The sequence below is a fragment of the Enterobacter sp. SST3 genome, assembly GCF_000286655.1.
GTDB lineage: Bacteria > Pseudomonadota > Gammaproteobacteria > Enterobacterales > Enterobacteriaceae > Enterobacter > Enterobacter roggenkampii.
Genome location: NZ_ALNS01000014.1, coordinates 184,259 through 196,223, shown reverse-complemented (window position 1 = coordinate 196,223; position 11,965 = coordinate 184,259). Strand labels below are relative to the sequence as shown.

Below are 11,965 nucleotides of genomic sequence, written 5' to 3'. Positions count from 1 at the left end.
GTTCGCGCTTCGCAGGACGGGCAAGGCGAAGCCGCCACCCGGCAAAGCAATCTTAACGACGGTTGCCTAAAATCCGCAGCAGCATCAGGAACAGGTTGATGAAGTCCAGATAAAGCGTCAGCGCGCCCAGAATCGAGTATTTGCGCAGGTTTGAACTGTCGCGCACGTCGATCTGCTCGCCGATGTTTTTCAGCTTCTGGGTGTCATAGGCCGTCAACCCGACGAAGAGCACCACCCCGATATAGGTCACGGCCCACATCAGCGCGTCGCTCTTCAGCCACAGGTTCACCAGCGACGCCAGCACAATCCCAATCAGCCCCATAAACAGCATGCTGCCGAAACCGCTCAGATCGCGCTTCGTGGTGTAGCCGTACAGGCTCATCGCGCCAAACATCCCGCCGGTGACCACGAAGGTGCTGGCGATGGAGGAGTAGGTGTAAACGATAAAGATGCTGGAAAGCGTCAGCCCCGTTAGCGCCGAATAGAGCATAAACAGGGTCGTTGCCATGCCGGCACTCAGCTTGTGCACCAGACCCGAAAGCACAAACACCAGCGCCAGCTGCGCGATAATCAGCCCAAAGAAGGTGATCTTGCTGGAGAAGATAAACATCATCAGCTCCGGCGTATTCGCCGCATACCACGCGATAAACGCGGTAAGCAGCAGGCCAACCGTCATCCAGCCGTACACCTGAGCCATATACGTCTGCAGGCCGCTACGGGTCTGCTGCACTATTGAATCGGAACGCGGAAATCGGTCCATGATTCACTCCTGATTAAGATTAAGTAGACACACTCGTTAAGAGTAACACATCCACGTAAACCGACTACCAACGGCTGGCGGCCTGTTTATCGCTATCGCGAGATTCTACCCAGCGATCGCCTTCCGGCGTGGCTTCGCGCTTCCAGAACGGCGCTTTGGTTTTGAGGTAATCCATAATGAACTCCCCTGCCGCAAACGCGCTGCCGCGGTGCGCGCTGGTCACCCCGACAAAGACAATCTCCTCGCCGGGCCACATCTCGCCGATACGGTGAATCACCGTGACGCGTCCGAGCGGCCAGCGGCCTCGCGCCTCGACCACTATCTCCGCCAGCGATTTTTCGGTCATGCCGGGATAGTGCTCCAGCGTCAGCGCCTTCACGCTGTCACCGAGGTTGTGATTGCGCACTTTGCCGGTAAAGGTCACGACCGCACCGTCTTCGTCGCGTTCCGCCAGCCAGCTGTATTCCGTCCCTACGTTAAAGCGCTCAGGGCCAACCAGAATGCGGGTTTCACTCATATTAGCCCCCTGTGACCGGCGGGAAGAAGGCCACTTCATCCCCGGCCTTCAGCGGATGGGTAAGCTCCACCAGCGTCTGGTTAACGGCGGCCAGCAGCTTGCCTTCGTCGAGCGCCAGCGCCCAGCGGTCGCTCTGTGCCGCCAGATGCGCACGCAGGGCCGCAACGTTTTCAAAAGACGCATCCAGCGTCAGGCTGTCGGTATTCACCAGCTCGCGCACCTGCGCAAAAAAGAGCACCTTAATCATGGCTGTCCACCTTAAAATCTCCGGATTTGCCGCCGCTTTTTGCCAGCAGGCGAACCGGGCCAATCACCATGTCTTTCTGCACCGCTTTGCACATGTCGTAGATGGTCAGCGCGGCCACGGACGCTGCCGTCAGCGCCTCCATCTCCACGCCGGTTTTGCCGGTTAAGCGGCACAGCGATTCAATGCGCACGCGATTGTGCTCCGGCTGCGCCTGCAGGTTTACCTCCACCTTGCTCAGCATCAGCGGATGGCACAGCGGAATTAAGTCCCAGGTGCGCTTGGCGGCCTGAATCCCTGCGATGCGGGCGGTGGCAAAGACATCACCCTTGTGATGGCTGCCGTCGATGATCATCGCCAGCGTTTCCGGCAGCATGGTGACGAACGCTTCGGCGCGCGCTTCGCGCACCGTTTCCGCTTTGGCGGAGACATCCACCATATGCGCTTCGCCAGCGGCGTTAATGTGGGTCAGTTGTGACATAGCTTATTTCTTTAAATGGGGATGGAAATTACACGGACGGGTACGGGCATCCAACTGCGGGGCGATGATGTTTTCCCACGCGGTGCGGCAGGCTTTGGTCGAGCCCGGCATGGCGAAAATCAGGGTGTTGTTCGCCACCCCGGCAACGGCGCGCGACTGGAGCGTGGAGGTGCCAATCTCTTCAAAGGAGAGCATGCGGAACACCTCGCCGAAGCCTTCCACCTCGCGATCGAACAGCGGGATCAGCGCTTCGGGGGCCTGATCGCCTGCGGTAAAGCCGGTGCCGCCGGTGAGCAGCACCACCTGCACCTCATCGCTGGCGATCCACTGAGAGACCTGCGCGCGAATGGCGTAGCGGTTCTCCTTCACGATCGCTTTATCGACGATGTGATGCCCCGCGTCATGGGCCGCCTCGCGCAGCCAGTGGCCGGAGGTATCATCCTCTTCGCCACGGCGGTCGGAAACGGTAAGGATAGCAATGCGTGTCGGGATAAATTCTGCGCTTACCTGACTCATCTTCTGATTCCTTCTTAAGCCTGATTACCCGCCGATGTAAGACAGGTTCTGAGTAATGCCGGTATTGCCCTGATGCAGGAAGTGGGTCTGTTTTTTATGCGTCAGCGCTTCAGAAATGCGCGCTTCAAGTGCCTCCTGCTGGGCATCGTCTGCCAGCAGATCGCGCAGGTCCACGCCGCCGTCCCCGAACAGGCAGAGATGGAGTTTGCCGACGGAAGAGACGCGCAGGCGGTTGCAGCTGGCGCAGAAGTCTTTCTCGTAAGGCATGATAAGCCCAATTTCGCCTTCGTAATCAGGATGGCAGAAGACCTGCGCCGGGCCGTCGCTGCGCTGGCGGATCTGGTGGATCCAGCCGCGTTTCAGCAGCGCGTCGCGCAGCACCATGCCGGAGATGTGATGACGGCGGAACAGCTCGCTGCCCTCGCCGGTTTCCATCAGCTCAATAAAGCGCAGCTGAATGGGGCGGGATTTGATCCAGGCGAGGAAGGTGTCCAGCTGATGGTGGTTGACGTCGCGCATCAGCACCGTATTGACTTTGACCTTCTCGAACCCGGCGCTGAACGCCGCGTCGATGCCGTCCATCACCTGGCGGAATTTATCCTGGCCGGTAATGGCGTGAAACTGGCGGGCGTCGAGACTGTCCACGCTGACGTTAATGGCGGTTAAGCCCGCATCGCGCCAGGTGGCCACGTCGCGCGCCATGCGGTAACCGTTGGTGGTCACGGCAATCTGGCGAATGCGGTCGTTTTCACGCACGGCGGCAATGATGTCCGGGAAATCACGGCGCAGAGAGGGTTCACCGCCGGTCAGACGCACTTTTTCGGTGCCGAGCTCAGAGAAGGCGCGCGTGACGCGGCGCACTTCATCCACGGAGAGAAAGCCGTTATTGGTGACGCTGCCCGGTTTGTAGCCGTCGGGCAGGCAGTAGGTGCAACGGAAGTTGCACACATCGGTAATCGACAGACGTAAGTAATAAAACTTACGCGCGAAAGCATCAGTAAGTTGTGAAGCCATGTACACCTTTCCAGATACGGGAGGCACAGTCATTTCTTTCTGTACCCTGGTGGCAAATTCGCCACGGCCAGAGCGCCATATCTTTCGACACAGGCACAAGGGCTAGAGTGTATGTTTTCAGTGTTGAAAACGTGGTTAAGGCGATAGTAGCGCGGAAAGTCTGACAGCGCCATTATCGCTTTTCGCTATATAATTGCGTATATAGCGAATCAATCCTGCATTTTCGCTACAGAATACCTAAAAACTGCACTTTCACATTGATATACGTCATTTTGCTTCGGGTGAGGCATCGTCTTTTAGGGGTAGTTAGGTTACTGTTACGCGATCGAACGTGATAAGGAATACGTATGCGCAATCGCACTTTTGCGGATCTTGACCGAGTGGTCGCTCTTGGCGGAGGCCACGGCCTGGGCCGCGTTATGTCCTCTTTGTCGTCACTCGGCTCAAGGCTGACAGGGATAGTGACCACCACCGATAACGGCGGCTCAACCGGGCGGATCAGACGTGCCGAAGGCGGCATTGCCTGGGGAGATATGCGCAACTGCCTGAACCAGTTAATTACCGAGCCGAGCGTCGCATCGGCGATGTTTGAGTACCGTTTTGGCGGCAATGGCGAACTTTCCGGGCATAACCTCGGAAATCTGATGTTAAAGGCGCTGGATCACCTGAGCGTAAGGCCTCTTGAAGCCATCAATCTGATCCGTAACCTGCTCAAAGTGGACGCATTCCTGATCCCGATGTCTGAACAACCGGTCGATTTGATGGCCATCGACGCCGAAGGGCATGAAGTGTACGGCGAGGTGAATATTGACCAGCTTCTGCTGCCGCCCAAAGAGCTGATGACTTACCCGAGCGTGCCGGCGACGCGTGAAGCCGTAGAAGCAATTGGCGATGCGGATTTAATTCTGATCGGCCCGGGCAGCTTTTACACCAGCCTGATGCCGATCCTGCTGGTGAAAGAGCTGGCGCAGGCACTGCGCCGCACCCCGGCGCCGATGGTCTATATCGGTAACCTGGGCCGTGAGCTGAGCCCGGCAGCGGCGAGCCTGTCGCTGGCGGACAAGCTGGACCTGATGGAGCAGTACGTCGGTAAGAAAATTATCGACGGTGTCGTGGTTGGGCCAAAAGTGGATGTGACAGGGATTGGCGATCGCGTGGTGGTGCAGGAGCCGCTGGAAGCCAGCGATATTAAATATCGTCACGACCGCCACCTGCTGCGCGAGGCGCTGGAGAAAGCGATTCAGGCGTTGGGTTAACAAAAACCCCGGTGGCGCTGCGCTTACCGGGGCGACAAAAGACGCTAAACCTGTAGGCCCGGTAAGCGCAGCGCCACCGGGCAAAAAACTCACGATGCCGCGATAAACAGATCCCGCAGCTGATGAAGCTGGTCGCGGATCTGCGCCGCCTCTTCGAACTCCAGGTTCTGCGCGTGCTGCATCATCTGCCCTTCCAGCTCGTGGATCTTCTGCTGCAGCGCCTTCGGCGTCAGCACGACGGTATCTTCTTCCACCACTGAACGCGCCTTGCCGCGGCCTTTCGCTTTGGTTTTGGCAATGTTCTGGCCCAGCGCCAGAATATCCACCACCTTCTTGTTCAGCCCCTGCGGGGTAATGCCGTGCTCTTCGTTGTAGCGCTGCTGCTTCTCGCGGCGGCGCTCCGTCTCACCGATCGCTTTCGCCATCGACGGGGTAATTTTGTCACCGTACAGAATCGCTTTCCCGTTGACGTTACGCGCGGCGCGGCCAATGGTCTGGATCAGGGAGCGTTCAGAGCGCAGGAAGCCCTCTTTATCCGCGTCCAGAATCGCCACCAGCGAGACTTCCGGCATATCCAGACCTTCCCGCAGCAGGTTAATCCCTACCAGCACGTCAAACTCGCCCAGGCGCAGGTCGCGAATAATCTCCATGCGCTCCACGGTATCGATATCCGAGTGCAGATAACGCACCTTCTCGCCGTGCTCTTCGAGATACTCGGTCAGGTCTTCCGCCATACGCTTGGTGAGCGTGGTCACCAGCACGCGCTCGTTAATGGCGGAACGGGCACGGATCTCAGAGAGCAGGTCGTCTACCTGCGTCGCCACCGGACGCACCTCGATAATCGGGTCCAGAAGCCCGGTCGGACGCACTACCTGGTCAACCACCTCATCGCCCGATTTTTCCAGCTCATAGTTGCCCGGCGTGGCCGAGACGTAGATGGTTTGCGGCGCCAGCGCCTCAAACTCTTCAAACTTCATCGGACGGTTATCCAGCGCTGACGGCAGGCGGAAACCGTACTCCACCAGCGTCTCCTTACGCGCCCGGTCGCCACGGTACATACCACCGATCTGCGGGATCGTGACGTGGGATTCGTCGATCACCAGCAAACCGTCGGCCGGAAGGTAATCAAACAGCGTCGGCGGCGGCTCGCCCGGCCCGCGCCCGGAGAGGAAGCGGGAGTAGTTTTCGATGCCGGAGCAGTAGCCCAGCTCGTTCATCATCTCCAGGTCGAACTGAGTACGCTGGCTGAGGCGCTGCTCTTCCAGCAGCTTATTGTTCGCCAGCAGCACTTTGCGGCGCTCGGCCAGCTCAACTTTGATCTCTTCCATCGCCTGCACGATACGCTCGCGCGGCGTCACGTAGTGCGTTTTCGGGTAGATGGTGAAGCGCTGGATCACCGACTCAACGTGTCCTGTCAGCGGGTCGAAGAGCGACAGGCGTTCGACCTCCTCGTCAAACAGCTCAACGCGCAGCGCCATATCGTCCGATTCCGCCGGGAAGATGTCGATCACTTCGCCGCGCACGCGGAACGTACCACGCTGGAAGGCCTGGTCGTTGCGGGTGTACTGCAGCTCCGCCAGGCGGCGCAAAATCGCGCGCTGGTCGATAATCATCCCCTGCGTCAGGTGCAGCATCATCTTGAGATAGAGATCCGGATCGCCCAGGCCGTAAATCGCCGAAACAGAGGCCACCACAACCACATCGCGACGCTCCAGCAGCGCCTTAGTGGCCGACAGTCGCATCTGCTCAATGTGTTCGTTCACCGACGCATCTTTCTCGATGAAGGTATCAGAGCTCGGCACATAGGCTTCTGGCTGGTAGTAATCGTAGTAGGAGACGAAATACTCAACGGCGTTTTCCGGGAAGAACTCTTTCATCTCGCCGTAAAGCTGCGCCGCCAGGGTTTTGTTGGGCGCCAGCACCATCGTAGGGCGCTGGAGATCCGCAATCACGTTGGCAATGGTAAAGGTTTTACCCGAGCCGGTAACCCCGAGCAGCGTCTGGTGCGCCAGCCCATCTTCCAGCCCCTCTTCCAGACGACGGATCGCTTCAGGCTGATCGCCAGACGGACGGAAAGCAGAATTCAATTTGAACGGTTTACTCATGGGCGACAACCTGATGACGTTATAAGCGGCAGGTGAATAATTTTACTCCTTGTTGCCAGGAATGCCAGTAAAAAACACTGGATGAAAAACCAGTAGCATGTCAGGATATTTAGCATAGCGCCTGAATGATTAGCGCGATAGCGGCCAAAATTTGGACAGTGGCAACATAAAACACCAGTCAGGTCAGGTTATCCCCAGAACTTTTTCTTTTTTAACATTTGTCAAGCCAGGTAATGATAGTTTTATGGCAACGGGTGACACTTTCATGACGGGAATTGATTTTATCTAACCAGTTAAAAAATAAACGATATTTTCTAAAGCCGCGTTTCGCGTCAATTTGGGCGTAAGCCGCGTCTTCTCTCGCTTATCGCGTGTTTTCTAACTCTAATGCACATGGTTATCCACAGGAATAGTGGATAACTGCTTCCAGCCCATACAGACTGGCGCTCTGCAAATTCCCGGATTTTCCCACGAGGCGGCAGCAAAAAATTTTTATAGCTCTTTTTTGCTGATTAACAGTCGCGTCATTCATAACCAACTGACGAGATCTTGCTCACATCTCCATCATTTCTGGCTCTGCACCACAACTCAACACCGTCGGCACCGTCGATGTGCAATCCCCCTTTTTAACCCCCGCGCTTCTGTGGCTTATTCCTAAAAAAGACGCTTTTTTAATCACTTTCCGCTTTATGGCAGGGGTTTTGCAGTTTAACAACGAGCCACACCTACACACATTTTTAAGGAGAGAAAGATGTTGAGCCTGCGTGCAGTGAATCAGTTTTACGGAAGTCAACATACGCTATGGAATGTGGATTTAGATTTTCCGCAAGGGATGTGTACAGGCGTCGTTGGCCTGCCGGGGATGGGGAAAACCACCCTCATGAATTGCATCGCCGGGAAAGTGCCCGTCGAAAGCGGCAGCATCATCTGGTATGAGGCGGGCGCGCCGCCGCGCGATTTGCTCAACCCGCCGCCAGAACAGCGTTCCGGGCCGGGGATAGGCTATGTCTCGCAGGACAGGCGGATCTTCTCCCAGCTCACGATTGAGGAGAACCTGCATATCGCCATGCGGGCGACGGGGAAACCGAACCCGGAGGCGAAAAATGACGTTTACGACCTGTTCCCGGCGCTCTATGCCTTGCGACGAACCCGCGCCAACACGCTCTCTCCGGACGACCAGTATCAGCTGGCGCTGGCTAATGCGCTGGTGAACCGCCCTCACCTGCTGATCCTGGATGAACCGCTGCACGGCGCGGGGCACAGCGTTGCCCAGAAGCTGGTGCAGCTGCTGGGGCGCTTAAACCGGGAGTTAGGGATGACGGTGCTATTAGCCGAGCAGCAGCTGTCGTTTATCCGCCGGGTAGCGGACCGTTTCTGTCTGCTCTATCGCGGGCGTAACGTGGCGCAGGGCCACGTTAACGAACTGGATGACGAGCTTATCGCTCACTGGATGTCGCGGGAAGCAAAACGCTGAGATCGAGATAACGTCCGATTTCGGCATTTTCCGCGCCGTCAGCCAGCCAGGGAATTTCCCCGAGGCACGGCGCGGGAAGGACGCGCCTGAGCGTCGCCAGATACGCCTGATGGCGTTTACCCGGCGCAACCACGTCGTTGGCTATCCAGCCCGCAAGACGCAGCCCTGCCTGCTGTACGGCCTGTGCGGTCAACATGGCGTGATTGATGCAGCCCAGCTTGACGCCGACGACAAGAATGACCGGAAGCTGCTCGGCCTGCACCCAGTCAGCAAACGTCTGCGTGTCTGAAAGCGGCGTAAACCAGCCGCCGGCCCCTTCCACCAGCACCCAGTCGGCCTGATTTTCCAGCGTCCGCAGTCCGGCAGACAGCACGGCAAAATCAATCGGACGACCTTCGTCAGCGCTGACAATGTGCGGCGAGGTCGGTTCGGCAAAGGTGTACGGATTCACTGCAGAATAGGCGAGTTCACGCGTGCTGTTACGCTGGAGCGCCAGCGCGTCGGTGTTGCGTAACCCTTCCGCCGTCATCTCGCTGCCGGACGCCACGGGCTTATACCCGGCGGTGTTTTTCCCGAGCAGCCGTGCCGCCTGCAGCAATGCCGTGCTGGCAACCGTTTTGCCCACTTCTGTGTCCGTGCCGGTGACAAAATAACGTTCAGTCACGTTCGATAACCCCATGAAAAAGTTGATAGGAGAGCGGGAAATGCCTCCGCTGCTGCGGCCAGGCCAGCTCAAGGCGCTGCAGTTGACCCCGGGTAAGCGGTTTTTTCTCGCGTCCGGTATGCAGGTGCGTGGCGCCGATACCCTTCAGCGAACGCATGGCGCTGAACGCATCGCTAAAATTGAGCGTGATGGTCTGCACCGTGCTGCGATAGCGCCAGCCTGCCAGCGCCTGCGTCACCTGCTCATGCGATAAAAACCGGTTAGCGTGCGGCTGTTCATCGACTGCCCGCCAGGCCTGATTCAGCTCCGGCAGCGAACTTTCCAGCAGGGTGGTAAAGGCCACCTTCCCGCCCGGTCGCGCCACGCGATAAAGCTCGCGCAGGGCCTGCGGCAGGCTGCTGCACCACTGAACCGCCAGATGGCTCCAGACCAGATCGAACTGCGCGTCCGCCAGCGGGATCGCCTCGATATCGGCCAGCAGATAACGATCTGCCGCCTGCCGCAGGCGTGCCTCTTCCAGCATCCGGGCGGAGAGATCGATAGCCGTCACCTGGCTTCCCGCCCCGCGCCAGTAGCGGCTGTTGCTGCCGGGACCACACCCGGCGTCCAGCACCTGTGGAAAACCGTTCTCGCCAAGGGCGGCCAGAAGCCCCTGCGCGCTCAGACGCTGCAGCTCATCATGCTGCGAATAGCTCTGCGCGGCGCGGCCGAATGCCGCCGCGATGGCCTGCTTATTCACCGGCATCATGGAGCGCCTCCAGCAACGTCTCAATATCCTGTGCTTCATGCGCCGCCGTCAGGGTTAAGCGCAGCCGCGCCGTGCCCGGTGGGACGGTGGGCGGGCGGATGGCCGTGACCCACATGCCCCGCTGGCGCAGCGCCTGTGCCAGTGCCAGCGCGCGGCCGTTTTCACCGACAATCACCGGCTGAATAGCGCTCTGCGAATCGGGACTGTGGAAAGGCAGCGCCGCAAGCCCCTGACGGAAGCGGGAGATATGCTCTGCCAGCCGCTGGCGACGCTCCTCCCCTTCTGCGCTGCGGATGACAGCCAGCGACGCCGACAGCGCCACGGCCTGCGCCGGGGGCATGCTGGTGCTGTAAATCAGGTGTCGGGCAAACTGCAGCAGATAGTCGGCGACGGATTCGCTGCACAGCACGGCGGCGCCGCTGACGCCAAAGCCTTTGCCGAAGGTGACAATCAACAGCTCCGGCTTCACGTTTTGCTGGTATGCGCTCCCGCGCCCTTCGTCGCCCATCACGCCAGTGCCGTGGGCATCGTCCACCAGCAGCCAGGCGTTTTGCCGCTTTGCGGCCTCGTGCAGCGCGGCAAGCGGCGCGCTGTCGCCGTCCATGCTGAACACCCCTTCCGTGACCGCCAGCTGTTGTCCGTCGCAGGGTTTATCCAGCAGCGCAGCAAGCTGCCCCGCATCGTTATGGGCAAAACGCCGCAGCTGCGCCGGGCTTAAATTTGCCGCCTCCAGCAGGGAGGCGTGGCTCAGGCGGTCGGCGACAATGCGATCGTCCTTGCCCATCAGGGCCGTGATGACCGCCTGGTTGGCGGCAAACCCAGAGATAAACAGCAGCGCGCGCGGGTAGCCCAGCCAGTCGGCAAGCGCCTCTTCCAGCGCCTGATGCGCCGTGGTGTATCCGCTGACGTGTCCCGATCCGCCGCTGCCCACGCCAAACCGCTCCGCGCCCTGCTGCCAGGCGCGGATAATGGCCGGATGCTGGCTCAGCCCGAGATAGTCGTTGCTGGAGAAATTGCAGAACTGCTGGCCTTCACGGGTAAGAAAACGACCCGCGCCGTTTTCCACCACCCTGCGAACGCGAAATGCCTCTGCCGCCCGACGGTCGTCGAGCGCAGAGTTGATACGTGCCTGCCAGGTCATACGGCTGCCGCGTTGTAGAACTGGTCGGTGTCGGCGTTGAAAATCTGCTGCTCCAGCTGCTGCTGTTGCTCGTTATCGCCCGTCAGCACCTCGGTCTGGTGCGGGTTCAGCCCCAGCTTGCGGAACAGCTGAACGTCTTTGTCCTCTTCCGGGTTCGGCGTGGTCAGCAGCTTGCAGCCGTAGAAGATGGAGTTGGCTCCGGCCATAAAGCACATCGCCTGGGTCTGCTCGTTCATCTGCTCGCGGCCCGCTGAGAGGCGAACGTAAGACGTTGGCATCATGATGCGCGCCACCGCGATGGTGCGGATAAAATCAAACGCATCCACGTCCTCGTTATCCGCCAGCGGCGTGCCCTTGACCTTCACCAGCATGTTGATCGGCACGCTTTCCGGCGGGGTCGGCAGGTTCGCCAGCTGCAGCAGCAGGCCCGCGCGGTCTTTCACCGTCTCGCCTAAGCCCACGATGCCGCCGGAGCAGACCTTGATCCCCGCGTCACGCACCTTATCCAGCGTATCCAGACGCTCCTGGTAGGTACGCGTGGTGATGATATTGCCGTAAAATTCCGGCGAGGTGTCGAGGTTGTGGTTGTAGTAATCCAGCCCCGCCGCCGAGAGGCGCTGCGCCTGCTCTTCGTTGAGCGTGCCGAGGGTCATGCAGGCTTCGAGGCCCATCTCCTTCACGCCCTTCACCATCTGCTCCAGATACGGCATGTCGCGATCGTGCGGGTTCTTCCACGCCGCGCCCATGCAGAAGCGGGTTGAACCGGCGTTTTTGGCCTTGCGCGCGGAGTCGAGGACCTGCTCGACCTCCATCAGGCGTTCTGACTCCAGGCCGGTTTTATAGCGCGCGCTCTGCGGGCAGTATTTGCAGTCTTCGGGGCAGGCGCCGGTCTTGATCGACAGCAGCGTGCTGACCTGAACATGGCGGGGATCGAAGTGCTGACGATGCACCTGTTGGGCTTCGAACATCAGCTCAAGGAAAGGTTTGTTGAATAATTCAGTAACTTGCGACATCGTCCAGCGTGCGTGGTGAGCCATCGGGCTTC

At 59.1% G+C, this 11,965-nt stretch carries 13 protein-coding genes and 1 riboswitch; of the genes, 2 read left to right on the top strand and 11 right to left on the bottom strand.

Annotated elements, in window-relative coordinates; genetic code table 11:
- Positions 1–52: 52 nt before the first annotated feature.
- From B498_RS12155 to moaA, 6 genes are all read right to left on the bottom strand, one after another.
- Complete coding sequence (locus B498_RS12155) at positions 53–760, bottom strand: Bax inhibitor-1 family protein (protein WP_008501145.1); 708 nt, start codon at positions 758–760, stop codon at positions 53–55.
- Between the two features lie 64 nt (positions 761–824).
- Complete coding sequence (gene moaE / locus B498_RS12160) at positions 825–1,277, bottom strand: molybdopterin synthase catalytic subunit MoaE (RefSeq protein WP_008501144.1); 453 nt, start codon at positions 1,275–1,277, stop codon at positions 825–827.
- Position 1,278: 1 nt separating this feature from the next.
- A complete protein-coding gene (gene moaD / locus B498_RS12165; RefSeq protein WP_008501143.1) occupies positions 1,279–1,524 on the bottom strand; it encodes a molybdopterin synthase sulfur carrier subunit in 246 nt (81 codons plus the stop codon).
- The gene (gene moaC / locus B498_RS12170; protein ID WP_008501142.1) at positions 1,517–2,002 is read right to left on the bottom strand and encodes a cyclic pyranopterin monophosphate synthase MoaC; all 486 of its coding nucleotides are present in this window, start codon (positions 2,000–2,002) and stop codon (positions 1,517–1,519) included. The genes moaD and moaC overlap by 8 nt, the downstream gene beginning before the upstream one ends.
- Before the next feature lie 3 nt (positions 2,003–2,005).
- Positions 2,006–2,518 (bottom strand): molybdenum cofactor biosynthesis protein B, encoded by a 513-nt coding sequence (gene moaB / locus B498_RS12175; RefSeq protein WP_008501141.1) that lies wholly within the window; start codon positions 2,516–2,518, stop codon positions 2,006–2,008.
- Positions 2,519–2,542: 24 nt separating this feature from the next.
- A complete protein-coding gene (moaA, locus tag B498_RS12180; RefSeq protein ID WP_008501140.1) occupies positions 2,543–3,532 on the bottom strand; it encodes a GTP 3',8-cyclase MoaA in 990 nt (329 codons plus the stop codon).
- Positions 3,520–3,654, bottom strand: a riboswitch (molybdenum cofactor riboswitch). It overlaps the preceding gene by 13 nt.
- Positions 3,655–3,879: 225 nt before the next feature.
- On the opposite strand from moaA, the gene yvcK reads away from it, so the two are divergent.
- Positions 3,880–4,788: a uridine diphosphate-N-acetylglucosamine-binding protein YvcK gene (yvcK, locus tag B498_RS12185; RefSeq protein ID WP_008501139.1), complete on the top strand. Its 909-nt coding sequence runs from the start codon at positions 3,880–3,882 to the stop codon at positions 4,786–4,788.
- An 89-nt stretch (positions 4,789–4,877) separates the two neighbouring features.
- Here yvcK and uvrB read toward each other — a convergent pair whose 3' ends face one another.
- Positions 4,878–6,893, bottom strand: coding sequence for an excinuclease ABC subunit UvrB (gene uvrB, locus B498_RS12190; RefSeq protein WP_008501138.1), 2,016 nt, complete (start codon positions 6,891–6,893; stop codon positions 4,878–4,880).
- Positions 6,894–7,644: 751 nt separating this feature from the next.
- Between uvrB and B498_RS12195 the strand changes: the two genes are divergently transcribed.
- A complete protein-coding gene (locus B498_RS12195; protein WP_008501137.1) occupies positions 7,645–8,367 on the top strand; it encodes an ABC transporter ATP-binding protein in 723 nt (240 codons plus the stop codon).
- On the opposite strand, the gene bioD is transcribed toward B498_RS12195, so the two are convergent.
- From bioD to bioB, 4 genes are read right to left on the bottom strand one after another with little or no spacing between them, the layout of a single operon-like run.
- On the bottom strand, positions 8,330–9,031 hold the full coding sequence (gene bioD, locus B498_RS12200; protein ID WP_021240995.1) for a dethiobiotin synthase: 702 nt from the start codon (positions 9,029–9,031) through the stop codon (positions 8,330–8,332). The genes B498_RS12195 and bioD overlap by 38 nt on opposite strands.
- Positions 9,024–9,779: a malonyl-ACP O-methyltransferase BioC gene (bioC, locus tag B498_RS12205; RefSeq protein ID WP_008501135.1), complete on the bottom strand. Its 756-nt coding sequence runs from the start codon at positions 9,777–9,779 to the stop codon at positions 9,024–9,026. The genes bioD and bioC overlap by 8 nt, the downstream gene beginning before the upstream one ends.
- Complete coding sequence (gene bioF, locus B498_RS12210) at positions 9,763–10,920, bottom strand: 8-amino-7-oxononanoate synthase (protein WP_008501134.1); 1,158 nt, start codon at positions 10,918–10,920, stop codon at positions 9,763–9,765. The genes bioC and bioF overlap by 17 nt, the downstream gene beginning before the upstream one ends.
- Entirely contained in the window at positions 10,917–11,957 is a 1,041-nt protein-coding gene (gene bioB / locus B498_RS12215; RefSeq protein WP_008501133.1) for a biotin synthase BioB, read from the bottom strand. Before bioB ends, bioF begins: the two co-directional genes overlap by 4 nt.
- Positions 11,958–11,965: the final 8 nt, after the last annotated feature.

Bases quoted from the DNA above. Each gene is read 5' to 3' on its own strand.
- B498_RS12155 (WP_008501145.1), bottom strand. From the start codon at position 760: ATGGACCGATTTCCGCGTTCCGATTCAATAGTGCAGCAGACCCGTAGC.
- moaE (WP_008501144.1), bottom strand. From the start codon at position 1,277: ATGAGTGAAACCCGCATTCTGGTTGGCCCTGAGCGCTTTAACGTAGGG.
- moaD (WP_008501143.1), bottom strand. From the start codon at position 1,524: ATGATTAAGGTGCTCTTTTTTGCGCAGGTGCGCGAGCTGGTGAATACC.
- moaC (WP_008501142.1), bottom strand. From the start codon at position 2,002: ATGTCACAACTGACCCACATTAACGCCGCTGGCGAAGCGCATATGGTG.
- moaB (WP_008501141.1), bottom strand. From the start codon at position 2,518: ATGAGTCAGGTAAGCGCAGAATTTATCCCGACACGCATTGCTATCCTT.
- moaA (WP_008501140.1), bottom strand. From the start codon at position 3,532: ATGGCTTCACAACTTACTGATGCTTTCGCGCGTAAGTTTTATTACTTA.
- yvcK (WP_008501139.1), top strand. From the start codon at position 3,880: ATGCGCAATCGCACTTTTGCGGATCTTGACCGAGTGGTCGCTCTTGGC.
- uvrB (WP_008501138.1), bottom strand. From the start codon at position 6,893: ATGAGTAAACCGTTCAAATTGAATTCTGCTTTCCGTCCGTCTGGCGAT.
- B498_RS12195 (WP_008501137.1), top strand. From the start codon at position 7,645: ATGTTGAGCCTGCGTGCAGTGAATCAGTTTTACGGAAGTCAACATACG.
- bioC (WP_008501135.1), bottom strand. From the start codon at position 9,779: ATGATGCCGGTGAATAAGCAGGCCATCGCGGCGGCATTCGGCCGCGCC.
- bioF (WP_008501134.1), bottom strand. From the start codon at position 10,920: ATGACCTGGCAGGCACGTATCAACTCTGCGCTCGACGACCGTCGGGCG.
- bioB (WP_008501133.1), bottom strand. From the start codon at position 11,957: ATGGCTCACCACGCACGCTGGACGATGTCGCAAGTTACTGAATTATTC.